General features: G+C 46.8%; 26 protein-coding genes and 1 CRISPR repeat array. Of the genes, 4 read left to right on the plus strand and 22 right to left on the minus strand.

Features of this window, described 5'->3' with window-relative positions:
• Positions 1–22 precede the first annotated feature (22 nt).
• From ACYQ27_RS04690 to ACYQ27_RS04755, 14 genes are all read right to left on the minus strand, one after another.
• Complete coding sequence (locus ACYQ27_RS04690) at positions 23–994, minus strand: hypothetical protein (RefSeq protein WP_460041099.1); 972 nt, start codon at positions 992–994, stop codon at positions 23–25.
• Positions 995–1399: 405 nt separating this feature from the next.
• Positions 1400–1996 carry a hypothetical protein gene (locus ACYQ27_RS04695; protein WP_460041100.1) on the minus strand — a complete coding sequence of 199 codons (597 nt, stop codon included), beginning with the start codon at positions 1994–1996 and terminating at the stop codon, positions 1400–1402.
• Positions 1993–2313 (minus strand): hypothetical protein, encoded by a 321-nt coding sequence (locus ACYQ27_RS04700; RefSeq protein WP_460041101.1) that lies wholly within the window; start codon positions 2311–2313, stop codon positions 1993–1995. The genes ACYQ27_RS04695 and ACYQ27_RS04700 overlap by 4 nt, the downstream gene beginning before the upstream one ends.
• Before the next feature lies 1 nt (position 2314).
• The gene (locus ACYQ27_RS04705; protein WP_460041102.1) at positions 2315–2440 is read right to left on the minus strand and encodes a hypothetical protein; all 126 of its coding nucleotides are present in this window, start codon (positions 2438–2440) and stop codon (positions 2315–2317) included.
• Positions 2441–2508: 68 nt separating this feature from the next.
• Positions 2509–3171 carry a hypothetical protein gene (locus ACYQ27_RS04710; protein ID WP_460041103.1) on the minus strand — a complete coding sequence of 221 codons (663 nt, stop codon included), beginning with the start codon at positions 3169–3171 and terminating at the stop codon, positions 2509–2511.
• Positions 3161–3784, minus strand: a complete 624-nt coding sequence (locus ACYQ27_RS04715) for a hypothetical protein (RefSeq protein WP_460041104.1) — start codon at positions 3782–3784, stop codon at positions 3161–3163. The genes ACYQ27_RS04710 and ACYQ27_RS04715 overlap by 11 nt, the downstream gene beginning before the upstream one ends.
• Positions 3785–3965: 181 nt before the next feature.
• The gene (locus tag ACYQ27_RS04720; protein ID WP_460041105.1) at positions 3966–4634 is read right to left on the minus strand and encodes a hypothetical protein; all 669 of its coding nucleotides are present in this window, start codon (positions 4632–4634) and stop codon (positions 3966–3968) included.
• Between the two features lie 5 nt (positions 4635–4639).
• On the minus strand, positions 4640–5551 hold the full coding sequence (locus ACYQ27_RS04725) for a hypothetical protein (RefSeq protein WP_460041106.1): 912 nt from the start codon (positions 5549–5551) through the stop codon (positions 4640–4642).
• A gap of 248 nt (positions 5552–5799) precedes the next feature.
• Positions 5800–6321, minus strand: a complete 522-nt coding sequence (locus ACYQ27_RS04730; RefSeq protein WP_460041107.1) for a hypothetical protein — start codon at positions 6319–6321, stop codon at positions 5800–5802.
• A 5-nt stretch (positions 6322–6326) separates the two neighbouring features.
• Positions 6327–6608 (minus strand): hypothetical protein, encoded by a 282-nt coding sequence (locus ACYQ27_RS04735; protein WP_460041108.1) that lies wholly within the window; start codon positions 6606–6608, stop codon positions 6327–6329.
• A 572-nt stretch (positions 6609–7180) separates the two neighbouring features.
• Positions 7181–7642: a hypothetical protein gene (locus ACYQ27_RS04740; RefSeq protein WP_460041109.1), complete on the minus strand. Its 462-nt coding sequence runs from the start codon at positions 7640–7642 to the stop codon at positions 7181–7183.
• Between the two features lie 5 nt (positions 7643–7647).
• A complete protein-coding gene (locus ACYQ27_RS04745; protein ID WP_460041110.1) occupies positions 7648–8910 on the minus strand; it encodes a hypothetical protein in 1263 nt (420 codons plus the stop codon).
• Positions 8911–8958: 48 nt separating this feature from the next.
• Positions 8959–9537: a hypothetical protein gene (locus ACYQ27_RS04750; protein WP_460041798.1), complete on the minus strand. Its 579-nt coding sequence runs from the start codon at positions 9535–9537 to the stop codon at positions 8959–8961.
• Positions 9538–9542: 5 nt separating this feature from the next.
• Positions 9543–12809 (minus strand): hypothetical protein, encoded by a 3267-nt coding sequence (locus ACYQ27_RS04755; protein ID WP_460041111.1) that lies wholly within the window; start codon positions 12807–12809, stop codon positions 9543–9545.
• Positions 12810–12974: 165 nt separating this feature from the next.
• Here ACYQ27_RS04755 and ACYQ27_RS04760 point away from each other — a divergent pair, with 165 nt between their 5' ends.
• From ACYQ27_RS04760 to ACYQ27_RS04775, 4 genes are all read left to right on the plus strand, one after another.
• Positions 12975–13709, plus strand: a complete 735-nt coding sequence (locus tag ACYQ27_RS04760) for a biotin--[acetyl-CoA-carboxylase] ligase (RefSeq protein WP_456453427.1) — start codon at positions 12975–12977, stop codon at positions 13707–13709.
• Between the two features lie 111 nt (positions 13710–13820).
• Complete coding sequence (locus tag ACYQ27_RS04765) at positions 13821–15107, plus strand: dicarboxylate/amino acid:cation symporter (RefSeq protein WP_460041112.1); 1287 nt, start codon at positions 13821–13823, stop codon at positions 15105–15107.
• Positions 15108–15267: 160 nt separating this feature from the next.
• The gene (locus tag ACYQ27_RS04770) at positions 15268–16725 is read left to right on the plus strand and encodes an exodeoxyribonuclease VII small subunit (protein WP_456453429.1); all 1458 of its coding nucleotides are present in this window, start codon (positions 15268–15270) and stop codon (positions 16723–16725) included.
• A gap of 53 nt (positions 16726–16778) precedes the next feature.
• Entirely contained in the window at positions 16779–17420 is a 642-nt protein-coding gene (locus ACYQ27_RS04775; protein WP_460041113.1) for an alanine--tRNA ligase-related protein, read from the plus strand.
• A 2-nt stretch (positions 17421–17422) separates the two neighbouring features.
• Here ACYQ27_RS04775 and cas3 read toward each other — a convergent pair whose 3' ends face one another.
• The 8 genes from cas3 to ACYQ27_RS04815 form a co-directional block, all read right to left on the minus strand.
• Positions 17423–19537, minus strand: a complete 2115-nt coding sequence (gene cas3 / locus ACYQ27_RS04780) for a CRISPR-associated helicase Cas3' (protein WP_460041114.1) — start codon at positions 19535–19537, stop codon at positions 17423–17425.
• A 5-nt stretch (positions 19538–19542) separates the two neighbouring features.
• The gene (gene cas4 / locus ACYQ27_RS04785; RefSeq protein ID WP_456453432.1) at positions 19543–20031 is read right to left on the minus strand and encodes a CRISPR-associated protein Cas4; all 489 of its coding nucleotides are present in this window, start codon (positions 20029–20031) and stop codon (positions 19543–19545) included.
• Positions 20028–20285 (minus strand): CRISPR-associated endonuclease Cas2, encoded by a 258-nt coding sequence (gene cas2 / locus ACYQ27_RS04790; RefSeq protein ID WP_456453433.1) that lies wholly within the window; start codon positions 20283–20285, stop codon positions 20028–20030. Before cas2 ends, cas4 begins: the two co-directional genes overlap by 4 nt.
• The gene (cas1b, locus tag ACYQ27_RS04795) at positions 20285–21238 is read right to left on the minus strand and encodes a type I-B CRISPR-associated endonuclease Cas1b (protein ID WP_460041115.1); all 954 of its coding nucleotides are present in this window, start codon (positions 21236–21238) and stop codon (positions 20285–20287) included. Before cas1b ends, cas2 begins: the two co-directional genes overlap by 1 nt.
• A gap of 74 nt (positions 21239–21312) precedes the next feature.
• Positions 21313–23260: a CRISPR direct-repeat array (repeat unit 29 nt; unit sequence CTTTCCACACGACACCGTTCTACGGAAAC).
• 90 nt (positions 23261–23350) lie between these two features.
• Positions 23351–23593, minus strand: a complete 243-nt coding sequence (locus ACYQ27_RS04800; protein ID WP_460041116.1) for a hypothetical protein — start codon at positions 23591–23593, stop codon at positions 23351–23353.
• Positions 23594–23722: 129 nt separating this feature from the next.
• On the minus strand, positions 23723–24415 hold the full coding sequence (gene cas5, locus ACYQ27_RS04805; RefSeq protein ID WP_456420450.1) for a CRISPR-associated protein Cas5: 693 nt from the start codon (positions 24413–24415) through the stop codon (positions 23723–23725).
• On the minus strand, positions 24408–25391 hold the full coding sequence (gene cas7i, locus ACYQ27_RS04810) for a type I-B CRISPR-associated protein Cas7/Cst2/DevR (RefSeq protein ID WP_456420448.1): 984 nt from the start codon (positions 25389–25391) through the stop codon (positions 24408–24410). Before cas7i ends, cas5 begins: the two co-directional genes overlap by 8 nt.
• Positions 25378–26700, minus strand: a complete 1323-nt coding sequence (locus ACYQ27_RS04815) for a hypothetical protein (protein WP_456420446.1) — start codon at positions 26698–26700, stop codon at positions 25378–25380. Before ACYQ27_RS04815 ends, cas7i begins: the two co-directional genes overlap by 14 nt.
• Position 26701: the final 1 nt, after the last annotated feature.

The raw sequence follows: 26701 nt of genomic DNA on the forward strand, positions 1-26701 counted from the left end.
AATGCAGGAATTCCCCCAAAATTCATGACTCATCCCCCACTATAAGATTGTTGTCTCCCGGATTATCCGGAGGTACTGGCTCCATTAAGCCCCTCCAGTAGAGCTCAGCCCAAGTTTGGATAAACCATGAAGTTCCTGCGGTGTAGGCAAATTCTCCAATTGAGGATACTACTGTCATTACAGATTTTGGATTTTCTTTTATTGCGCTCCAAACTGCTTTTCCAACTCCAACTGTCACTGAAATTACATCCTTGGGAGAAATGTGGGTATCCCCTTCAAAGCTTCTTGGGTTCATTTGTATTACGTACATTACTGGTTCTTGGAGGGTGTTTAAGTACGTTTTCACTGCTATTGGTGTTCCGGGGTTTATGTCGCTTAAATCTACTGGCACTCTTTCCTGTAATTCATCATTGACTGGAATCGTGAAAGTGAATGTTTCATTGGAATATGGGTCTAGACTCAAACTGCTCGGACTCGGAGTCACCAAATTGTCATCACTGCTCTTATCGTAAATCTCGCCACCAGCAAAGTGAATATTGGTAATCCAGACGTCCTCTGTGGTGCCCCCCAAGTTCTCCACATTAACATGACATGACACTGAATCCACATCCTCCGTAACGAATTCGGGACTACAAGTCATTACCGCACTAATACTTCCCTGCGAACTCACCCTTACCACCTTTTCGTCTTCCTCCTGACCGTTAACTACGAGGTAAAAGTCGTAAGTGCCGGGGTTTTCAAGGTTAAAGTCAAACCAGTCCTGATATTCTCCAAGAGGATCAAAGTCAGCCACAGCCTCTTTAACCTTAATAATCTCAGTAGCGCCATCCGGCGAACTGTAGACATAATACACCCTAACTGGAATAGAGTACCTTAGGGTGTTTTCATCATTCCTGATGGTCAGAGTGAACCTCGCCTTAACACCCACTGAAACATCATTGGTAATATTAGCGCTTAAAACCCCACTGAAATCACTATTCACTCCAACATTCACCTTTCCTCCCTTTGCGTCCTCTGTGAATTTTTCTCCTCCTGTGATGTTGTATGCTGTTATTATGGGGCATTATCTGCTGGATTTAAGATTCAACTCTCCCTTCCGCTTACTTGGATTTCTTGAGCCTCTCTTCTAATCCTTTCTCAGTTAAATATTCAATTTTGTTGGAGTTGCCAATAATGTAGGGGTTTTTTCTTCTTTTTTCTTGTTTTTGTATCGATGTGCCATGCTGTGAGGATAATTATGAGTCCAAGCATTTCTGTTAGTCCAATGTTTTCATTTGATCCGATTGGTATTGAAATAAAGAATAAAAACTAAAGCCCAATATCTATGCTCCATGGTCACCACCCCAACCACTCCAATATCATATCTACAACCTTTTTCCCGAGGTATTTCCACATAACCTCAGAACCCTTTTCTGCACTCGATTCCAATGACACCCAAAACAATCGGTACCGTTCTCTTGCCAATCTCTTTGTAAATTATTATGGTACGTTTTAGGATGTAATTATCGTCTTTTACTGTTATTGTCTCTTTTGTTGTTTGTGTTAATACTCGTGTTGTTGGTGCCCTGTGTTCTGCTTTATAAATTCTCAGGCTAATTGAATGGTTTTCTGGCAGGTAGTAGATCCTTGTTGTGTTATAACATGCTCCCCGATGGCATACAGTTCCACCGTGTTTCTCGACAGTACGGACAAAGCTCAATGCGGTCGCTGATGGGCCATACATCATTTGAGCCAGCTCATCATCAAACTTAACATCGTACTTCAACTTTACTGGAGAGTCTTCTGGTACGGTTTCTATATTGAGCCAGAAAGTTTCAATATCATCAATAACAACTCTTGGAGCTATTTGAACTCTCGGGCCATTATTTTGTATATTGGCAATACAATACACCTTATCCCTATCAAGCTTCCACTCATACAAACCAACTTCTTTTGGTGTGCAGGTGAAGCTCATGATCCTCACTCCAGATTGATTTCCTGAAGCAATAATGTTCAAACTTCCTTCCCTTTCGTCCTCTGTGAATTTTTCTCCTCTGTAATGCTGTAAATCTTCACCGTGTAGTGATGTTCTCCCTGATGAGCAAACCAGTGGAGGTTGAAAGTTTTCTCTGAATTGGCGTTGATTACTCCCTTAACAGTATCCACTGCATTACCGTCAACGTAAAGCTTTAACTCTGCATTCTGGCCTGTTGGGTAAGTGCTCTTAACCTTAACCGTGAAACTCACGATATCACCACCCTGAATGGAGTCACTGCATTCAAAGCCCACCGGTTTTAGTCCAATTACATCCATTGGCTTCACTTCAATCTTCACTTCACTCCAAGGTTCTTCTCAGGAAATCTGGGCTATCATGTTGTGAGTGTGGTTTGATTCCAAAAATGTTCCTGTCAAAAGATATCAGCGTGAAATTCTTGGCATCCTTTGGAATGTACTTGAACATCCATCCACCTCCCCAAGATAAACCACATTCCACCCTCATTAACAACCTGAAACTCAACACTCAAAGCATCACCCGCAGTCACCCTTTGGCATAACCTCTGTTTTTGTTATTATGACTCGATGTCTTCTCATGATAGCCAATCCGAGACTAGAGTATAACAATGCTATTACCACTGCGACATTGCAGAAGTTCCATAGGGAATATAGGCTCACAAACCAGCATGTGATCACTGCAAACAGTCCATTAAAAATCACGGTCTCCACTTGAGCGCCAAATTTTGCTGTCATCATGAGTATTAGAATAGCACCACCTAACGGCACTAAAAAAACTCCCGAATGCATGTTCAATGCCAGTGTCGATAAGATTGCAATATAATACCCCTCCCTGTAACTTGTTTCATGTCCAAGTTCATAAGTGAAAATGTTGAATAACAAAGAGGCAACTATAACCGTCCCCACTATCTGAAAGATTCCCGAGCTTAGAGTTATTAAAAGGCTGGCAAAGGGGATAAAGATGGAAGCAGTAACAAAGGGATAAGGATCTCTTTTTTCAAGCAATAGACCCCCAATTGCGATGAAAGGTATCGGGAGCAAGTTAAAAATTAGGACAGTCGGTAGATCAAGTCTTGTAGTTGGTGCTATTATCAATAACACTAAAAGAGGAGACAGAGAAAGGGACAACAGGAAAAAGCCAGCTCTGCTCATTTTGGCCCACATTGTATCATCCTCCATTCACTGAGTTTCCGTTGTTATCCGAGGGTATGCTCCAATTCGCATCGTGTGCTATTGAGTATAGCCCCCAATAAAGCTTTTCTAGACCTGTCCCAAAAGTATAACCTAAGCCAGCTCCCGCTACCGCTGCTGCTGGATTAGCACCTGTTGCAATTCCTGCTCCAATACCCTCGATTATTGAGCATACAACTCCTACCTTTGATGGTTCGAGTGGTTTGTCAAGGACTGTCAATATATCGCTGACGGTAAGTCTATTGTCAAGATGAACGACTATTTCATATGATGTGTATTCTGTAAATTTATATGCAAAATGCGGACTTCCCCAGAAGTCCTGTGCGAGTATTCTTAAGTCGATTTTCACGTCAATCTCCTTGTCATCGTTGGGAGGTAGGGTTAGCGTTATTGGCTCTACTTTTATTCCCTTTTGGTAGCTCTTTGACCAAGCATTATGAACGGTGCCGAAATCTACTGAAGTTACAGATACAGAGACACTATTATCCCCAGTGTTTAATAGTGTGATCCTACATGTAGTTGAACCATCATATGGGATAACAGAATCCATGCAATCCATGTTTGCAATAACGTTTCCCGTTGGCTTCACTTCCACTTTCACTTCACTCCACTCCTCTTCTCCTGCACCGTTTGGTTTTCCATCAGTGTTGTCGAGGAATAACCGGTAAGTGTGGTTTCCAACACCATAAACGTTTAGGGTGAATGAGTTATTTACAGGGGAGTGCTGGAAGTCCTCTCATGGTCATCTACTAACTTAACTATGATCTTTCACCTCCCGACAACTACTTTAACCCGGATATTATCAAAAATAAAATCAAATCCAAAGTAAGGAACCGCCACCCCTTCCAACTAGTAAAAAGTACAATTATTAGAGCGTGATATACTACAGGGGAAAGGAACCCAACAACTGATAGTCTCATTGTCTTTCTCTCTATTGTTATAGCGTCTTCATCGAAGAGTTCTTTAAGAAGCCCGTAGAGAACTCCTCCTACCCCAACAGCAAAGGAAAGCCAAGCCCAGCCTCCAAACCTCAACGTCAGTCCGAGCATGAACAACAGTGCTACCGTCATGTTGATGAACACTGTATATCTCCTGTATGATGAACAAGCAACTGTAAACAGGCCGGCATACAAAAGCAGATATCCTATGAGAATTATTCCCGTCCCATTAGAGCCTCCAGCCAATGGAGTAAGGGCCAATATGGGAGCCAAACTTATGTAGCTGGAGAGTATTCTGAGCTTTAGTATTTCATTTGGAGAAGATCGCTTAAAAAGGAGAGCCCCTAAAAGTGAGGGCACGAGCAATGCAAAAAGTATAAGATAACCTTTGACGTCCCAGTAAATCTGCTCTTGATAGTTATCTGCTGATATAAAAAACCATGTCGACGTCATGAATACATATGTCAAAACATAAAAGAGCAGGGAAAAAGTATAATAGTCACGCCTTCCCATTTATCTCACCCTCCTGTTACGTCGTTTCCGTCGGATCCATTGTCAGGAACCACACCTTCGCCATCTATGAACATCTTCTCAAACAATAGTTTGATCCAATTTAAAGATCCAGAGTCCACCAAAGCCTGTCCTGCAACGCCACTTGCTCCTCCTCCGATGGCACCGGCAACAACTCCTCCACCTCCAAAGAAAGCAATTGCTGCTCCGATTGTTGCTCCCGATATTGTTGCGGTTCCATAATTGTATATTGTCTGAACAATGGAATTTGCTTCGGTTATTTCCACTATATCACTTGCTGATGGTAGGTTTGTGAAGTATACTTTAACCAAATATGGAGAGTACTCTGGGAGCTTGTAGTTAAAAAATGGATCCCCAAACAATAGGGTTGCTATCCCATTTACGGTGAAAGTCAGTGACACGTTGTTGACTTCATGAGGTGGCACTGTTATTGAGACCTGATCAATTGACGCGGCTACTGTATTTGTGCCATTCCAGATTACATTGTTTCCAAACAGGACCTTTGTTATTCTTGTGGAAAAGGCCTTGTTTCCAATATTCCAAACTTGTATTTTACATTGTGTCGCTCTTTCGTCGTTTTGCGGCACACTCCGAGGACAATCTAATGTTGCATATGCTGAAGTTGTCGGTTTCACTTCTACCTTAACTTCGCTCCAGTGTTCTTCTCCTGCATTGTTGGGTTTTCCGTCGTAATTGTCGAGGAACAACCGGTAAGTGTGGTTGCCAATGCCGTTGACGTTGAGGGAAAAGGCTGTTAGAGTGTAGTTCTGAGCGTTCGCCGGAACCCTGCCTTCAAAACCATCAATTTTCTTAACCACTGCACCATCCTCATCCTCAACAAAACCACTCAAGGATAAAGCCGAATTCCCAAAATTCCAAGCCCTCACCGTGAAATACACAGTCCCACCCCCCTCAAGCTCAGTTGGGTAAGCGGTTAAAACAACGTTAAAGGAACTACCGGGAGTTCCAGAGACGCTCAACCTTCCGCTCCTTGAATCCTCAGTTTTCCACCCCTTGCATTTCAACCATTTGTTTACGAATCAAGTTGCTGTATCTTACAGACTTTTATAATAAGTTCATGTTTTGGTATTCTGATCCATGTCAACATTTTTACTATGCTCTAATTTACTCTCTAATTCTCCTGAAGTTAAGTACTCAAGTTCTTTTGAGTTTCTAAGGATATATGCTTCTCTTGGCTGATCGCTTTCTTGTATCGACTGTGATATTTTTCTTTCAGGCAGTTTTTAACTGCATGCTGGGTAAAATAGGCGGAGCTATTCCACAAAACTATGACTATCCAAAATACTGGCTGTCTGTACGCGATAAACGCGCCGAAGAACATGTAAAACGTGGCCAGTGCAATGAACTTTTTGGGATTAGTTGCCCATTCGATGGCGTTAATGATATTTCTTATATCTTGATGAGATGGAACATATCCAAGTATGCAGTTCTGGATACACGCTTTGATAGAATGTGGATTATATATTACCAAAAGAAGGAAGTAAGCAAAGGAAAATTTAAGAGCACTAAAAATTGCCTCTGAATAGTCCTCAAGAAGGTACAAAGCAAAAAGAATATTGGAAAGCACAGTCACAGCCCATAAAACTGCTAAATGTTTCAGGTTTACTCGTTGAGTTATACTATGTATCTCTCGTTTCAATACTTTCATATTATTCACCCTCCCCATTTGTCTATTAGGGAAACTATGCCATTCTTAATGGGTTCAAGGCTTAGGAATCCAATTACGACTTTAGCCCCTGGGACGTTTGAGAGCTTGGTGAATATGGGCAACTTCTCGGCGAGCCAAACCCCTGCCGTTTCCTCAAGCTTTGGACCTACTACAAGCAAGACTATGTCACCTGTTACGTCCGCATATACTGTTCCTTGGTACACGCTGACGCTTATATCCATCTTCGCTACTCCTTTTCCTACTATCTTGTTGGCTCCGTTAATCATGCCTTCTGTTAGTCTATCCTCTAAAGATCATCTTTCACCTTGCTTAATGTTGTCCGAAGATAAAAATTCTTTATTGGCTCAAATGCTTATCTATTGTGAAATCCGTCAGTGTTTTCAACTGTCATTAGACACTTCTTCTCACAAGATAGGGCTGTGGTTAGTGTTATGTAAAGATCAACTATCCAGAGGGGCAATAATAATATTGCCAGTGGATTCCGGGATGGTATATACATCACAAATGCAAGCCAGGCATAGAACAATATTGGAGCATTGAGGTGTTTTAACTCTAAGCGCTGTTGTGTTGGGATTATGATCTCCTCAAGCTCTTTTTTTGAGACCTGATGCCTAAGAATGCAATTTTCGATTATGAATCCTACAGCATCGAAGCCATACAATCCTAGAATTAACAAATATGGAATAACAAGTCCAATGGAGATACGGATACTGTGAGAAAAAAAAGAAGATATAACCGAGAGTTCCCGATAGTGTCACTGCAAGAGCTATACCCACTTTGTAAATTTGAAATTTGTCCCCACAGATCAATCTCATGGAAAATCACCCCAAATGCTCCTTCATCTGTCATTATAATCCACTTTGTTTAGGTATCTCTTATAGATACAATTTTTGACGGAGTATGCTGTAAGATATGCAGATGATATCCACAAGATAGTACTGAGGACAAATTTTGCATCTCTGTATATCATGGGTAAGCTGAAAAATGTGTATAGTAATGCTATGGACCAGAAGTTCCGTATATCACTTGCCCTATTAGCGGAGCAGAGTGCTTGTGAGAGGCTTTTTTTATCAGGTTTCTTTCTGTTAATACAGTATTTAATAATAAACTCTACGATAGTTATCTCGTAGAATACAAAAAAGATTCCAAATACAACGGTGATTATTAGAACACCATCAATTTTCTCTGGGTCAAGACCCCAGTTTAAAAAAACAAAAAGAGGCATAGAGGAAATAGTAGCCACCCATAATACTGGGAGTGTTAGTATATCCCAACGAGCTAGGTACTGTCTAATTTTCATAAAATCTACCCTCCGAATAACTTGTCTATACCATACACAATCGCATTTTTGAAAGGCTCTAAACTTAAGAATCCTAGTATTTGCTTTCCACCGGGGATTTTGGTAAGTTTGGTAATGATTGGAATTTTGGTTACAATGCCTTCTTCAGCTTTTGGTCCTGCGATAAATATGACTACGTCACCTATCACATCAGTATATACTGTTCCTTGGTACACGCTGACGCTTATATCCATCTTCGCCACTCCTTTTCCTGCTATCTCGTTGGCTCCGTTAATCATGCCCTCTATCGTGTAGTCAATGTACAGCGTCGCCGTTGTTCCATCAACTCTGAGGAGCATTTGCCGGTCTGTTGTGGTAGCTTTGCTCTGTATTTGTATTGGAATGACCTCTCCTGGATTGATATTCTCGTTCACTGAGACTGTTTTATGATCTGGAATTGCTTCTTCTAAATCAGGTGGACTAACTGAAAGGTCTGTACTCAGTTCCGTTACATATACTGGTGCATTTTCAACATTCTTAAAGTTGAGGGTGCATTCTAATGGTGAGACGTATCCTCCTCGAGTGTAATAGTTGCTGGCTTCAAAGTTGAATTTGATATCATTGCATGAGATATCTGTAAGTTTTAGTGGATATTCATTGTGAGGGAGCATCTCCACGGTAATCTTATCTGTTTCGTTTTTAATATCCTCTTGCAGTCCGCTTAAATTCCTGACTTTTAAGAGTATAGTGTGATTTCCAGCACTCAAAGGCCAATCAAATTCATCAATAACCCCGGTTTCTCCAACACTGAGAGATTTTCCAGCATCTAGAGTATTGAATGAGCTTACTTTCTGGTCATCCACATACACGTTCCCCTTTAAATCTAAAAGGGGTATCCTCCCACCACCCACATCAGGAAGAGGCTGGCAGTACGTTGCCTTAACCTTAACATGCACTTTTCCATCACCAACTACTAGAGTCGGCATAACATCAAGCCACGAAATCCAGTAATCCCCATATCCGCACACTTCATCATTCCCATTCAACTGGACAACAATATCCCCGTTCTTCTCATCCTCCGTGAATTTTTCTCCTCCTACAAGGCTATAAGCTTTGATTGTGTAGGAGTGTTCTCCCTGCCGGGCAATCCAGTGGAGGTTGAGGGTTTCCTCTGAATTAGCGTTAATGACTCCCTTAACAGTATCCACTGCATTACCGTCAATGTAAAGTTCTAATCCCGCATTCTGGCCTGTTGAGTAAGTACTCTTAACCTTAACCGTGAAACTCACCGAATCACCACCCTGAATGGAAATGCAGTTTAAGCTTTCCATACCCTATCATGCTATCTTTGGAGGCCTCATAATTTCGGGAAGATCAAACTTAATCCAGAGGAAGAAGATTGCTAAATAGGCAAGGACAAAGGGAACCAGCCCTCTTTGAAATCCAAAACCCTCAATAAGGGCTCCGATTGATAGGATAACCCAGGGGATTTTAAGGAGATAAAAAGCTTTTCTACTTTGCCGATACGAGATAACCATCATACCGTAAAACACCCAATAACTCATTAACAGAGATAAAAACCAACCAGCTCCAGCATGTTTGAAAATGAATACCATGAAAACAAAAAGGAGATAACCAACAATAACGTCGCCAACGCTTCTCTCATCTTCGTTCTTTTTGAATCCTCTTGGAGGGCCTTCGTATTGCATATAAAACATGTAAGCAGAGAGCGCTGAAACAACAAGAACTGAAATGAGTGCACCATATGTGCTATTGTAATTAATTCCAGCGATAAAAGTTGACGAAAATACCAAGAATGAGAGCGCATTGTAATATATTTTTGCTTTTCTTATTGTAGTTAGTCCTATGAGGAAGGAAAAGTAAAGAATGAAAAGTACAACCGAGTCGAACGTCATTTCACTCACCACCGCTTAAATATCCCCCTAATGAAACCTTGTAATAATTTAAATGCTTCCCACGCTGCTTTTGCATTTTTCCCCGCTTTTACAGCGGTTATAAAACCCTTCACAGCTTCCCCACCAGCAATAAATGATCCAGTATCGACTATGACAATTGCATATACTGTATCACTGGTTTTCACTTTTATATAGTCTCTAATAGTATAAGTGTAGGTTTTATAATTGTTGTTCATCGCCTCCCGAATCAGTAGCCTTATAGTGACGGGCATGTTGTAATATCCATTGATCCAGTATCTAGCAAATGCTGTAAAGTCACTGGTAGATGCACTGAACTTTACATGCATGTACCCGGTTTCGTGAGGCATATAAACTGTTGCTGACCTATCAGTTATTGAAGCTGAACTATGACTCATTGGAAAATCGATGAGAACTTTTGACTCTCCAAGTTGAATGCTCACTTGTTCATCATGCGGATTACGGAAGCCAATCCGACAACCCACAGTTCCTGCATAGTCAAGAGTGGCTGTAGTATGTAGGAACAAATCCTCGCAGGAGATGTCTGTCATTATGAGATAGGGGGTACTCCTAACTTCAACTGAGGCAGACGTCATCGTCAGTCCTCCAAGTTTGAGGTAAAGCGTGGTGTTTTGGTGGAGTGGGCCGATAGTCACGAGGATATGCGCTTTCTTGTACGCGTAAATTTTTAGATATCCATCACTGGATAAGGTGTAGTTAAATGTTTTTGCTGAATCGTTTGGTTCTGGCCACCATATGTTTCCAGTAGTATCAACTAATTCAACAGGCCAAGTCTGTGCGTAATCTTTTTTATTTTCAATCGTAATGGAGACAACAACATCACTACCAGCCTCAATAGAATTAGGATATACTTCCAACCACGCGGAAAGCCCATTAAAATCAGACGAAACTGTAACCTCCCCGTTCTTCTCATCCTCCGTGAATTTTTCTCCTCCTACAAGGCTATAAGCTTTGATTGTGTAGGAGTGTTCTCCCTGCCGGGCAATCCAGTGGAGGTTGAGGGTTTCCTCTGAATTAGCGTTAATGACTCCTTGAGTACTGTCAACCAAGTTACCATCAACGTAAAGTTCTAATTCCGCATTCTGGCTTGTCGAGTAAGTGCTCTTAACCTTAACCGTGAAACTCACGTTATCACCGTCCTCTGGTTTTTGGGGTGAAATATTAACGCCGCTGATTTTCAAGCTTCCCGTGTTACCATTATCATCCTCAACGATAATGCTTCCGGCATCTTGCTTTTCATACCCGTTGAACTTGAATGTTCCGGAGTACCCGTAAGTGCCTGTGCTCGCGTATGTGATTGTGGCAACTTGAATCGGGCCGGAATCACTGTTGGAGTCAGCGCTAATGCTGCCTCTTCTCGTGATGGTTCCGGTGGGGGTTGCAATGTTTAACTCGTAACTCCCGCTTACCGGCGCATTATTATCATTAATAATTTTCACGTAAAAGGTTACTGTGTTGTCAGGCTTAACCCTCGAATCTGAGGGCAGGATTTGGAAGTGGATTTTGCTTTTGTCTATGCTCCTCCCGAGGCGGATCGTTTCAGAGTACGGGATTGTGATTGTTTTTGATTGAGTATTACTATCCAACCCTTCTTCGGGAGAATTTATTGATGTTGGCATGTCGTGATTGTTTGGAGTGTAAGTTATGGTCACTGTACCGTTTACGGTTACAATGTCACTCCCCTGAATCCTGCCGCTGGGTTTTGAGTACCAGGTGATTACCCCATCGTCCGGGTGAATTAAATCATAACTCGTTGAATCGCTCAAGCCAGTGCCGCTAACCCTAACCTTAATGTTTGATATGGTGTTGTCCTCGGCTTTTAAATTCACTTCCACCCGGTAAGTTGCGTAATTCTCGGTGACATCATCCTTGACAATGCTGACTCCAGCGGAGAGGTAACCCTCGCTGGATGGAGTGTTTGATTGGGAGGCTGCTATTGGTTTTTTAGGGTTTGTGAGGGGTTCTGACGTGTAAATTCCCTTTAAATGGAAGTTCTCCGAGTACTCTCCCCGCAGTGAGGTTTTGAAGTACTCTCCTAAGTGGCTGGTGATGTTGTGCTCAAGCTGGTTTAATTTTGGGTCGTGATTTCCGAATTCTTCAGCTTTTAAGAGTACTCCCAGATTGCTTAACTCTTCCAATGCTTTGAAGGCATTCCAGTAGTATAATTCGTAGTTTGTTGAGGTGGTTTCTTGGATTGAGCAGTCTAAGGGGATGAGTTTCCAGCGATATGTCCTGGTGATTATCATGATTATGACGTACTCTCCCTGAACCATTATTTTCCTGCTTTTTGTAACGCTTTCAAAGCCAATTTGAGTGGGGTTTGTTAGGTTCCTGGGAATGCGTGGGAGGGTTCTAATCAAACTTTCAGCTGTGTTCTTTGCATCTTCTGTTCTGTCTGTGGTTATTGGGTTGGGTGATGGGTTGATGGAGCATGCTTCGTACTCTGCGGGGTTTTTGGCGTAAGTTGTGCTGGATGTTGAGCTTATGAGTTCTTCCTTTTTGTCTTTGGAGATGTTCATGATTTGTTTTTTCAGGTTCTCGAGTAGGTGAAGCTTCTCTTTGAGGGAGGCGTTCTGGAAGGTTTTGTTGAAGTTTTTAAAGTCCTGCCAGATGAGTGGTACTTCAGTTTTTTCTTTCCATGTTGTGATGGAGGGGAGGTTTAAGCTGGTTGTGTTGGTGTTTAAAAGCTTTTTCCATGCCCATGCTTCATATTGATTGTATTTAAACGCCACTTTGATGAATGCTTGGCTGAAGTTTTCTAGGAATTCTGTTAGGTTGAAGCCTGTGGTGATGTTGTCTTTGTTTTTTGTGATGTAATCCTGTAATGCTTTTATTTCTTCGTCGCTCCATCCCTGTTTTTTGAGTGTTTGAATAGTTTCTTCTGGCAAACCGTTTTTGCTGATGTTTTGGGCAATTTCCTGCAGTTCTTTGGGTGAGTAATAAGTTTTAACTTTGGAGGCTTTCAGTTCTTCTAAGGCCTGCCAGGTTTGGGCTGAAATGTTGGCGGCGTTGAGGGCTCCGAGTTGGGAGTTTTGAATTAATTCTTCGGCCAGTGTTGCATTGTTTGTGGAGTTGAGTTTGACGATTAATCCTGCTTCCCGGTTGAGGATGCTCCAGAAGGCTTGGTACGGACTGTTTGTGGGTTCTGCGAGTGCGAGGTTTTGAGTTACTGCTGTGCTGAAAGTCATTCCAAGCATTAAAACTGCAAGTACTAATCCAATCCTCCTGCTCATTAAACCACCTAACTTTAATTTAGGATAAAATATAAAAACCTTTCCTATACATTTCTAGCACACCACAAAACAACGTAAGCAAAAAAACGATAGACACTGCCGGTGATACATAAATCGAGCAGATATTTTATGAAGTCAGTATAATAAGTAATTCTCGGTGATGAAATGCTCAATCCCAGAAAAGGAATTATTGGAAAAAAAATAATCTCTCTCCAAGAGGTTTCATCCACAAACGATTACGCCAGAGGGGTAGCTTCTGAAACGCCGGAGGGGACTGTCGTCGTGGCGGAAAGGCAGACCAGGGGCAGAGGACGGAGGGACAGGGAGTGGGCTTCGCCTGAAGGCGGCCTCTGGATGAGCGTTATTCTGAAGCCAAGCGCCCGCACCTCGGATATTCCTAAAATCGTCTTTATAGGAGCTCTGGCGGTTGTTGATGCCCTCGCTGAATTCGGGATTGAGGCAGGGATAAAGTGGCCCAATGACGTGTGGGCAAATGGTAAAAAAATCTGCGGCATCCTGACTGAGGGCAGGCTCGGGGAGTTTGTAATCCTCGGAATCGGGCTGAATGTGAACAACGAAATCCCTCCCGGGCTGGAGGAAACCGCGACCTCGATGAAGCTTCTTCTGGGAAGGGAAGTGCCGCTGGACGGCGTTCTGCAGGCTCTCCTCAAAAATCTCGACAGGTGGTACGGTCTCTTTCTGAAAGGCCGCATGGATGCCATACTGTCGGCCGTTAAGGAGAGGTGCTTCATTCTCGGCAGGGATGTGAAAATCACCGACGGCGAAATGGAGATGGTGGGAAGGGCCGTTGATATCGACGGGGAGGGTGCCCTCGTGCTCGAAACTCCCGGCGGCAGAATCAGGGTCTTCTACGGCGATGTTTCTCTCAGACTTGCATGATATTCCTTTCAATTTTGATGGTTCCGTATCAATGAAAAACTTAATATACCGGGATGAACATTACTGTCAACCGCTGTCTCTATCTGCTGCTGAAGAGACAGGGGTGGTAAAATGGCGCAAAAAGGTTTGCTCAGGTCCTATCTGGACTACCCGATTCTTCAGAAAATCCTCTTGGGTTTAATTCTTGGTGCTGTTGTCGGTCTGATAGCGGGACATTACGGCTATGCCGGTGCAGTTAAGACATACATCAAGCCCTTCGGTGACGTCTTTATCAGGCTGCTGAAGATGTTAGTGATGCCAATAGTGTTTGCATCCCTCGTTGTCGGTGCAGCAAGCATAAGCCCCGCAAGACTCGGAAAAGTCGGTGTCAAGATAGTGGTCTATTATCTGACCACCTCGGCCTTTGCAGTTGCACTTGGTATCATAATGGCAAGGGTATTCAAGCCCGGTCTTGGGCTTCACCTCGCCACCGGGGCAAAGTTCTCTGCCAAGAGCGCTCCCTCAATGGTTCAGACGCTGCTGAACATAATTCCAAAGAACCCCTTCGGGGCCCTGGCCAGCGGACAGGTTCTGCCGACGATATTCTTTGCCATAGTTCTTGGAATAGCCCTCACATACCTCATGGAGAGCGAAGATGAGCTCATCAAAAAGAGTGCATACACACTCTTCAACGCCATAAACGGTCTCGCCGAGGCAATGTATAAGATTGTGGGCGGCGTCATGCAGTATGCTCCGATAGGTGTCTTTGCCCTGATAGCATACGTCATGGCGGAGCAGGGCATGAAGGTCGTCGGTCAGCTCGCGAAGGTTACGTTTGCCGTCTATCTGGGCCTCATACTCCAGATACTCATTGTATACTTCTCCCTGCTGAAGATCTTCGGCATGGATCCGCTCAAGTTCCTCAAGAAGGCCAAAGATGCAATGCTTACGGCGTTTGTTACAAGGAGCTCAAGCGGCACGCTGCCCGTTACGATGCGTGTTGCCAGGGAGGAGATGGGGATTGACAAGGGTATATACTCCTTCACCCTGCCCCTCGGTGCTACGATTAACATGGACGGAACAGCTTTGTATCAGGGTGTCTGTACATTCTTCATAGCCCTCGCCATAGGCCAGCACCTCACAGTTTCACAGCAGCTCACCGTGGTTCTCACCGCCGTTCTGGCCTCCATCGGAACCGCAGGTGTTCCCGGAGCAGGTGCGATAATGCTCGCCATGGTTCTCCAGAGCGTTGGACTGCCGCTGACTGACCCGAGCGTTGCCGCGGCCTATGCCATGATCCTCGGTATTGACGCAATCCTCGACATGGGCAGGACGATGGTCAACGTCACCGGAGACCTCGCGGGAACCACAATCGTCGCAAAGACCGAGGGAGAAATAGACCTCAGCAAATGGGAGTGATGTGCCCCCTTCTTTTTTATTTCCCTGCCATGTCCCGTCTTCTGCTGGCGCGGATGTCTGAAATCCGGTTGGAGTGTTGAACCAGCCCGCGGCATGGGATAAGGTTAAATACCCCAACATGACGCTATTTCTTAGGATATCACAATGGAGGTAATGAGACATGAAGAAGTTGATGGCTTTGGCTCTGGCTTTTTTGATGCTGGGCACTCTTCTGGTGGGCTCGGTTTATGCGGCTGGCTCCAAGAGCTCCGAACCGTATAAAGAGGAGTTCTACATGGAGGTGTTCCTGTCGGATAACGGGGATGCTAAAATAATAATGAAAAACTCACTGCTCGGCCCCCAGAGCAGGATAGATGAGTTTGTGTCCCGGATACTTAACCAGACGAATATGACGAACGAACAGGCCATTAAGAAATATGAGGCGCAGCTTCTGGGCAACTACATCGCCCAGCTGAAGAACTCCGGGCTGGAGACAACCAATCAGACCCTCCATCTCCTCGGGGTCTACAACGGAACGCACAACGTCACCCTCGTATTCACGGCATACGCAAAGTCCTTCGCAAAGTATTATTCATACAGCAAATACTGGGAGATGATTCTGGATCCGACGAGGGGGCTTGCGACGTCACCGGTTCCGGATTCAGGTCTTCCCTACGGAAGTGAAATAAGGAACATATTCGTGATACACCTCCCGCAGGATGCCAAGCTCCTTGAGTACCCGAAGCCATACACGATGGAGTTCAACCACAGCAAGTTCTACGTCAGATCCGAGGTGAAGGGCAACACCGTTATCGTTTCCTCGGATATAATACTTGAGGCCTATCTCGGCCCCGAGGGATACAAGGCTCTTTTCAGCAAGTACGACACCTTCTACGTCAGGTACACAACCCCGAACCCGGGTAAGGAGCAGTACAAGACGTCCGTCGTTATGCAGGAGATAATAGCGAAGGTCATTGACAGCACCGATACGGAGCTAACCACAAGGCAGATTTTCATGAAGCCCGAGCAGGATGTTGATTACTTCAAGGCATACATCAAGATGCTGGGGGTCAAGAATGCGACCAACATGATCCTTCAGAACAACGTTAAATACCTCTCCTCGCAGGGGGTTGTCATAAAGAACGCCAGCGCCCAGATATACGGGCTCAACGACAAAGGCCCCCTGATTCTTGAGACACGCTACCTCGTCCAGAACTTCACGAAGGTTGTAAACGGGACGTATGAGTATTCCTTCGACCCAACCCTCGGCGCACTCAACGGCATCTCCTACAGGGCAAAGGAGGAGACGAACCAGACCCTCAAAATCCAGTTCCTGCTCCCGAAGGGCGCCAAAATCGTCAAGCTCCCTGAGGAGATAAACAGGGACGTGAACGGAAACAGGTTCACCCTGAAAACCACGGTAAAGGACAACAACATAACGGTAATATCCAATGTATACATACGCTACGGGGCGCTCCTCGACGACGTCCAGAAGCTCCTCGGGAACGTGAGCAAGGTTCAGATTGAGTACACCCTTCCAGAGGGGAAGGGCTCGGCACTCGGCACAAAGGAGATAGCGGGCATAGCAGGTGCCATCGTCCTTATCGGTGCTGCACTCTTGATCCTCAAGAGGCGTTAGCATTTCGATATTCATTTAAACCTTTAACCTCTATTCTTTTTCAGGTGATTCAGATGACGCGCAAACTCTACTACGAGGACGCATATTTGAGGGAAGCCAAGGCGAAGGTTCTTGAAGTCAGAGAGAACGCCCTCCTGCTGGATCAGACGATTTTCTACCCGACCGGCGGCGGACAGCCCCATGACAGGGGAACGATAAGCGGCGTGGAGGTTCTCGACGTTTACAAGGATGAGGAGGGAAACGTCTGGCACGTCGTTGCCGAGCCGGAGAGGTTCAGGGTCGGCGACGAAGTCGAGCTTAAAATCGACTGGGACTACAGGTATAAGCTCATGAGGATTCACACAGCGATGCACCTGCTGGAGCACGTCCTTAACGAAGTCCTTCCCGGTGAGTGGAGCCTCTACGGCAGCGGTATGAGCGTCCAGAAGGGAAGATACGACATAACCTACCCGGAGAACGTGAACCAGCACAAGCAGCGGATCATCGAGCTCTTCAACCGCCTTGTTGACGAGGGCGGTGAAGTGAAGATATGGTGGGAGGGGGAGACGAGGTACACGCGGATAAGGGACTTCGAGGTAATTCCGTGCGGCGGGACGCACGTGAGGGACATAAGGGAAATCGGCCACCTTAAGAAGTTCAAGCGCTCCAGCCTCGGACGGGGAAAGCAGCGGCTTGAGATATGGGTTGAGGACTGAGATTAGAATATGAGCGCATCTCCCCTCTTCTCGTCCTTTATCCCTTCCTCGCTGCTGTATGAAAGGTCAACGCCTATGACCCCAAACCTTGAGTAGAGGTCTTCACTGAAGAGTTTATGTTTCTCAACCGTCCAGAGGGGTATATTTACGGTGTGCTTTATTACGTAGACAGCTGCCATAACCCTCTCCCTGCTGTTCAGGTCGTCCCAGCTGTGTGCCAGTTCGAGTGCATGCTGGAGGAACGGCTGAGGCAGGGAGGGCAGGGATATAAATGTGTCCCTTGTGGATAAAAGCCGTTCTGAAGTGTTCCAGCGACTTATACTCCCAAGTGAAAGCCTTTCAAGGTTCCTCTTTCTAAGCTCGCGTTCGTATGAACCCCAGATGGCTTCATAGTACGCGTCGTTGGCCCTTAAGAAATCCAGCTCGCTTTCCGCTTTTTCAATTTCTCCCATGAGCCCCATGCTTGCGTTAAAACTCTTCCTGTCATAGGGAAGGCTGGCCCTCTTTCCCTCGGGCATGAAAATAAAAGCCCTGCCCCTCTTAACTCCCCTCCGGTTTATCCTGCCGAATCGCTGGATAAGGGCATCAACCGGCGCCGCTTCTGTGTAGAGAACATCGTAGTCGAGGTCAAGGGAGACCTCTACAACCTGTGTTGCCACGAGTATCCCGCTCTCTATCTTCTCCACAAGCCTCATCTTCCTCTCTCTGTCCTCATTCGTAAATCGGGAGTGGAAGAGGTATGTATCCCCTCTCAACGTCTTTATCTCACGGTAGAGCTCCCCTGCTCTCGTTACTGTGTTGGCCACGACGAGAACCTTTCCCTTTTCTCCGGATATCTCATCCACGGCGTTTATCAGGGGTTCGTCTCTGAGCCTGATCTCCACGCGTCTGCGTGAGGAGTACCTTTTCCTGACCGTCTTAAAGGGTAAGATTTCCCTCAGTCCCCTGTTTTCCAGCTCCTCTCTCAATGGTGCGGGAAGTGTGGCCGACATCACTGTAACCTTGGCTCCCAGGTGATTTCTCGCGTAGGTTATCCCATCGAGGATCAGGGAGAGGGTGAATGGGGAATATGCATGCACTTCATCGATTATCCAATGTGAGCCCCTGAGTGCAAACTCCCTGAGCGGAAAACGGCGGTAGTTGAGGAACGCGAGGAGAATCTGGTCGACTGTGGAGACGAAGTACGGCCTGAAGGCATACCTGTGGAGCAGTCTTCTTTCGAGTTCACCTTCGTTGTAGAGACTCAGAAAGAGCATGCCATGGCCGAAGGAGACGTTCTCCCTCCCGAACATCGCCTCAAAGCGCTTTCTCATGGCCTCCGTGGTGGTTACGGTGGGAAGGGAGTAAACAACCTTAACAGCGTCTGGAGGTGTGGCGAGCAGACTTGTCTCGGTCTTTCCATCTCCCGTGGGAAGCGGGAAGTAGCCCCCGCCCCTGCCGAGCAGTGCCAGCTGGTAGTTCCGCGGTCTGAATTCCCTCCCTGAAAGGTATTTCATGACGCCTCTATGAACGGTGTCTCCTCCGGGCAGGTGGTAGCTCTCCGCCGGTATGCCGGCACTATCAAGCCAGTCTGAAAGCCGCAGAAGACCGTTAAAAAGGGTGTATAATGCTCTCATATCAATGGGTGAAAAGCCACTGTAGCCCTCACCCAGCTCTCCGAAAACGCTACCGGCGAAATCTTCCCTCAGCCCCCACACAAGTTCGGACGGCTCTGAAATCCTCTTTCCGTTGATTATCAGAGCTTCGTTGCCCTCAACCTCTCTGGAGTACAGATTCATGTGATAGTCCGAGTGGTGCGTGAGTATGGAGAGGAGGGCTATGCTCCTGTAGGGTTCGGGACAGTTGAGGAACTTTTTCGCAAGCCCTATGCCGAGGTATGCATGTGGAGGTGCCTTTTTTGTTCTTCCGGCAACCTTGGCCTGAAAGCGGTCGTCGAGTTTGCCAATGTCGTGGAAAAAGACGTGCATGAGAATACATTCCTCCAGCTCTTCGGGATGGGGTATCCCTGAGAGGAGGATCCTTGCATTGTTCATGGCGGCTGATGAGTGCTCGTAAAGATTTTTATCCGGCTTGGCCATCCGCAGCTTCATGAGCCTCACAAGTTCCTCCCATTCCATACCGCTCACACCCAGCAGAAGTCCCTGTACGAGCATTTCCGACAGTAGGGCTTTTTTTCAGCTTCCGGTGGGTGTTCAAGGCTTATAACTCTTTTTATTTCATCGAACGCGTTTTCAAGGGTTTCAGCGTCTTCATCGCTCAGCTCTACGGTCTCCCTCCTCCCCTCCTTGGGGTAGGCGACAACCCCCCGGGCCTTAACCCCCGCCCTTCTCAGGTAGTAGAGGTAGTACTTCAGCTGCCACCGCGCCGGCTCTTCGAGCTTCGAGCTCTTCTTAATCTCGACGACCTCAATGGAGCCCCTCCTCTTTACGGCATCGAGCTTTATCCCGTCGAGCAGTATCTCCCTCCAGCCCCTCTCCTGCGACCCCTCATGGATGAGCCTGCCGATGAGCATGTCCTCGTTCTCGAAGTCAAAGTTCAGCCCGCGCGAAAAGAACCACAGCTCCCTTTTGCATGTGAAGTAGTACTGCACCATGACCCCCGTGATTCTCACAGGACATCACCCACAGGATTTTTGTCCGTCCCTATGACGTGGAGCGTGAAGTTCTCGTAGGGGAGCTCGTAGATAAGAATGGAGTCCTCCTCCCCGGCGAGCTTTTTAAGAGTGCTCTTAATTTCGTACAGCTGAGCCCTTGTAACCTCCCCCTCAAAAACGCTGTTCTGGCGCCAGAAGAGGTGGGTCTTCAAAAAGCGGTGCACCTTCGCGACGCGCTTCACATCAACATCATACACAACTATGAGGTACATCACCACCACGCCCGCAGAGCTCTGTAGGACGAGTCGCCCATGAAGTGCTTCACGAGGGAATAGCCCTCAAGCCTGATGAGGTATCTAATCGAGACGTTCCTTTTCAGCCTCGGGTGGAGAACCTTTCTCCCCAGCTCACCGTTGAGCTCGCTGAGAAACACCTTTAAGCCCTCCCTGCTGAGCATCACCCCCACATCACGGTCAAAGTGCTCCTCTCTGATCTGACGCATGTTCACAAGGCGCAGTATCACGCGGAAGACGGTAACGGGCTTGAAGATGTCGGCAATATCGAGGGCGAGGGAGTAGCGCCTCTCAAGGGGCTCGTGGAGGAAGCTTATCGCCGGATGGAGGTAGGTCTTCCTTATCTCCGACAGGGCAACGGTGTAGAGCACCGAGTTGCCGTAGCTTATCATCGCGTTTACCTCATCCCCCGGCGGCCTCCGGTTCCGCCCGGAGAAATCAAAGTGCTTAAGCAGGGAGGCAAAGATTTCATAAAACTCCCTCCACAGCTGGCTTTCAATTCCCATGAGCTCAGCCGGGCTGTCGCCTGTGAGCTCTATCCCATCAATGACCCTCCAATCCGTCCGCCGGGACCTGAGGAACGCCACCATTGAGGCCTTTATCCCCTCAAGGAACTGGGAAGCGACGTAGAGCCTCTTTTCGGGGTCGAGGTAGTGCTCGGCCTGTTTTATGACCACCGTCCCGCTCACCTGGGCCTCAGCAGGCATGTAGGAGCCCCTGTAATAACCGTATTTGTTGTAGAAGTGTACGGGGACGTTCTTTTCGGATAGGAGCTTTATTGCCCCGCTGCTCAGGCTCACGGGTTTGAAGCAGTGTATTTCGCTGACGGAGTTTATGGGGAGGGCCTTCTTCCCGTCCTCGTTCACGAGGAAGAGCGTATTGCCCCTCCTCTCAAGCTTCCCCATCAGGGTTATATAGATGGATTTCTTCATAAAACCACCTTCATACGACTGCGTTCTACGGAAACGAATAGGGCAAAAGATGACTACTATATTGTGTATGTCCCCTTTCCACACGACACCGTTCTACGGAAACGAAAGGTAAAGTATTGGCTGGAATAGTCGAGAAAGAACAGTTCTTTCCACACGACACCGTTCTACGGAAACCCCGATGATATCGTGAGCTTTTCAGTGAGACTGAACACTTTCCACACGACACCGTTCTACGGAAACGGAGGTAGGAGGTGAGGATATGGGAGCGTTTGACGCTTCTTTCCACACGACACCGTTCTACGGAAACTTGGGAATTATCGCCATCTCTGGCGCCATCTGTAGGAGCTCTCTTTCCACACGACACCGTTCTACGGAAACGTGGGCGTTGAAGGAGCGGAATGGGTTTGGAACGCTGGACTTTCCACACGACACCGTTCTACGGAAACTTTTTGGCAGGATTTTGCAGGGTATCATCGTAAAGGCTTTCCACACGACACCGTTCTACGGAAACGATGCAGATTTAACTTGCCTTTGATTTCAGCGTCTATCTTTCCACACGACACCGTTCTACGGAAACTTCCATAGAATGCAGCGATTGCATCTCTGACATAACCCCTTTCCACACGACACCGTTCTACGGAAACCCATAGTTTCTGTAATGGTAAGTATAGTGTATAAAACTTTCCACACGACACCGTTCTACGGAAACCCATAGTTTCTGTAATGGTAAGTATAGTGTATAAAACTTTCCACACGACACCGTTCTACGGAAACCCATAGTTTCTGTAATGGTAAGTATAGTGTATAAAACTTTCCACACGACACCGTTCTACGGAAACCCATAGTTTCTGTAATGGTAAGTATAGTGTATAAAACTTTCCACACGACACCGTTCTACGGAAACCAGAAAAGCAGAAAGACAAAATAAGGACAGAATACTACTTTCCACACGACACCGTTCTACGGAAACCTCCTCAGCATGCCGTACTTCACAACCTTATCAAGCCAGCTTTCCACACGACACCGTTCTACGGAAACACGAGAAACAAAAATGTTTCTTATGCACAAACTCAGCAACTTTCCACACGACACCGTTCTACGGAAACAATTGCCGATTTTAGTTACTTTTCGTTATTTTTGTTTCTTTCCACACGACACCGTTCTACGGAAACATGGCATTTCATTGTCGTAAACTACTACACCAACACCTTTCCACACGACACCGTTCTACGGAAACAGTTATTATAGAATATTCAAGTGTTTCGAGTTTATCGCTTTCCACACGACACCGTTCTACGGAAACATAAGCGATACGAGAACGTTTCTTAAGTATCAATCTTTCCACACGACACCGTTCTACGGAAACAAGCTTTTCTATTTCCTTAGCTTTCCCTAAAAGCTCCTTTCCACACGACACCGTTCTACGGAAACAAGCTTTTCTATTTCCTTAGCTTTCCCTAAAAGCTCCTTTCCACACGACACCGTTCTACGGAAACAACAACAAAAGTTGGAGGAAAGCATAAGAAAAGACTACTTTCCACACGACACCGTTCTACGGAAACAGATTACACAGCTCCATTGGAAATAATCGGTGGTGTAACTTTCCACACGACACCGTTCTACGGAAACAAGTTAGGGAACAAAAGAGACAAATACAAAAAGAATCTTTCCACACGACACCGTTCTACGGAAACCTGAAAACCCTCACGGAAGGGTTCCTGAACACCTCTTCTTTCCACACGACACCGTTCTACGGAAACCATTGTAAGAGGGCTTAGAAATTATGCTCAATTAGTCTTTCCACACGACACCGTTCTACGGAAACAAGATACAGAAGTTTGTTATCGCTCCTCAAAAGGGGAGCTTTCCACACGACACCGTTCTACGGAAACTTGAGGTGATTGATATGGTGAATGGAGAAATAAAGGCTTTCCACACGACACCGTTCTACGGAAACGTGTATATAATGAGCACAATTAGCATGAAAAAAGCCCTTTCCACACGACACCGTTCTACGGAAACCCTGACCCTTTTCTCCTTATACATCCCGTATGTTATTGTCCGAACTCTTATTTAACCTTTTCTCCGGGAGCCCGTAGCACCGCGCTTTATTTATAAACTTGGCACGGAAAAATCGGGGGTCTGAGCATTCGTTTGTAGGGGTTTGGGGGAGGTAATCACAGCCCCGGGGTTGTTGGGGATATCGAAGCCCTTCTCCCGCCTCTTTGCTGCTTCATGTGTCCGGTGTTTGGAATTAAGCGCATTTAAGGGTTCCTTGACTGCTGCAGGAGGGATGTCGTGCCTTCTTATCCGGAGAGACCGCCTCTCCTCCCGTGCATTCTTCCGGAATTTCATGGTGGTAAAACATTAGAGTGCCCTAATATTAGCTTTTCTCCGGGAAATTTAAGCTCTCCTTCTGGCTCTTCTGCAGACCTCATGCCGGAAAATTGAAAAATAGTTGAGAACAGCTCTGCGGATATGGAATCAAAACACCGCAACGGGTTCGCCATCAAAGAGTAGCACTTCAGCCTCTTTTTTCAGCTCGATGTAACCGTTGGCAAATGCCACCACCCTTCTGTAAATTGCCCTCCGGTTCCTGCCGCGATAGGTGAAGCCAACCGGGACGCTGTACTCCCGCGGCACGAGTATGTTCCTGTGGAGGGGAACGAAGCGTTTTGAATCCCTGTAAATCTCCCACGGGACTATGCTTCTGAGCTTTTCCTCCATTCCGCTCTCAACGTCCGTTATCCTCGCATATTCCCTCTCAGGCGGATAGAATAGGCTCTCGCTGTCCCCGAGGTATGGGGTGAACTCCGGGTCCTTCAGCCCTTCATATGCTCTCTCTATTACCTCCTCAGGTCCGCTGAAGAACATTTTGTATGCCGGTCCGTGAATGAGCACCTTTTTTATTGGATAGAGGGGTGAGTTGGGGTTCTTGAATATTGCCGCCACCTCCTCAACCCTCATGCCCGGATTCTCTATGATCACCCCGTACTTCAGGGACTCCAGTAGTTTTCTGAATCCTTCCTCAGGAAGCCCCATAGCACCCGCCAGCATGCCCACTGCCGTTGTTTTTGGTGGGAAGGGGTAGCTTTCAAGGAGCAGGGAGTTGTATGGAATCCTGAAGTGCACCTGCAGGGGTCTCGCCCTCAAAACCAGACCGAGCACCTCACTCACCGAATGGCAGCGCTTTTATCCTTTCCCTGAGCTCTTTCATGCTCACAACTTCGACGTTTTCCATGCCCTCAAAGGCCGTCCTCAGCTCCTCCACGTTGGCAAAGCGGCTTTCAAAGATGCCCACGTAGAGCCTCTCGATGTTGTCCGCAAACGTTTCCACGGTCTCCCTGAGCCTCTCAACATCGAGGACGAGCTTCCCATCAACGTAGCCCTCCCTGACGCGGAGGGCGTCGCCTATGACGGGTATCTTGCGTCTGAGCATCGCCACAACCATGACCTCCGGGTAGACCTTGGTGAAGAAGTTGCTGAGCTTTGCTCCCCCATGGTACTCCATTATGGCCTCAAGGATTGCCCCAAGTCTCTTTTTGCGCTCCTCCTCCGGCAGCACGTAGAGGGTAACTTCCTTCCCCGTGGCATCCTTCACCCTCTTCACATCAAGCCCGTTCAGCTTCGGAACCTCAAGGCCCTCCTTGAAGACGCCGAGGCGGTCGAGCTCTATGAAGAAGTTGCCCCTCATGACGTTGGTGGCAATCTCGGTCTCGTAGATGTTGTGGTTGTCCCCTGCGGGGTCGTAGCGCACTCCAAAGTCCCTGTCCTCCTGATAGGGGAAGAGGGAAATCATGCCGTTAGTCCTTACCACCGCCGTCCTCCTGAGCGTGGCGTTCTTCCCCTCAACCTTCTTTGCTATCATGTAGCCGAAGACGTCATCGTCTATGTATTTCTGGGGCTCTCCGAGGGACACTATGACCTTCTGGCCGCCCTCGCTCTTGGGCACTATCTGGCTCAGCTCCCAGCCGAATTCCTTTAAAAGCTGCCTTAAATGGTACTTAACGCTCTGGCCCGAAACGCGCACGTATTCCTTACCGTCCACAGGGTCGCGCACCTTCTTGAGGACGGATATGACGCCTTCAGTCCCGTTGGAGTTGAGGTTTGCTCCCTCAATTTTGGTCAGAGTCACGACCTCAATTGCCCTCATCTTTTCCACCTCCGTAGAGGGCGTTCAGCATGCCGTTAATCAGAACGGCCTTCAGCACCTTCCACTCCTTTTCGTTCTCATAGACCGGCCTCAAATCAAGGCTCTCTTCAACCTTCGCCTGAAGCTCCACCAGCCTGTTAAGGAACTCCTCAAAGCCCCTCGCCCGGAACAGCTCCCATAAATAGCGCTCTAAGTTGCTTCCCTTCATCTTCCTTCCGAGGGCATATCCAAGCCCGTTGATCTGTCTGAAGGTTTCGGCATCCACATAATCACCTCCAAATGTTTCCAGGTAAAGGAGGGCCCAGGTCTGATAGTAGCCCGGCAGAGAAAGCTTTTTCCTGAGCCTCTCCATGAAAATCCGGTTTAAAAGAACGAAATCAAATTTTCCCCCGAGAAGTTTTTTGATGAATTCCTCCCTCTCAAGGGTGTTTTTGGCCCTGTCTCTCCCCCTTGGAATTTCAAGGTTTTCATAGAAGAGTACGAGCGGGGCGTCCCATTTATCAAGGTGCCTCCTCCCCCACTGCACCTCCCTTCCCGACTCCTGAAGTCTGTGGAGAAATGCCATCAGCCTTTCGATTGTCGTTCCCTCTATGACGGTGTGCTCATAAAACTGCTTTGAACCACCGACCAGATGTGCCCTTACGATGCGCTCCTCTTCAAGGGTCTCTTTGAGGAGCCTGCGATTTTTTAGGAACTTAACGAATTCATGGATAACCGCAAAGAAGGCCTCGTTCGGATGCGCTTTGCTGAGGGTCAGGCTAACCGAAACGGAATAGCGCATCTTTTCGCCTCTTTTCCGGGCCGTGACGAAAAAATGGTCCCTCCAGAACTCCCTGAATCTGTTCTGAACCCTTTTCAAAGCGGGTTCTGGCGCATCAAAGAAGAACTTTAGCCTGCGGTCGCCGAGGGGCACGACATAGAGATATGCCATTGCGGAATACAGTTTAAACGCATGTTCATGGCAGAGGGAAAGCCTGGTGGGTTCATCGACTATTGAGTCAATTTTGCGCTCGAAAGGGAAGATAAATGCTCTGTTTGGGACTATCTCGGTTTTTTCACCGCATATTGAACATACCCCTTTTCTTCCTTTTGTTAGTCCCGGGAGGATATCTTTGGTTTTCCCGGAGAGCTCAAATCCAAGAGCACGGAGAACGGCTATGGCATCACTCTCCGACTCAATTGAGGCCTGATGGAGTGTCATCGCCTCCACTGGCAGCAGATACTTCTCCCTGATGACCTCTGGGGTTATCCCATCCACACCTTCAGCCCTCAGGAAGAGCTCGCCATTTCTGAGATAGGCGTCGAGCATT

The sequence above is a fragment of the Thermococcus atlanticus genome (genome assembly GCF_054657855.1).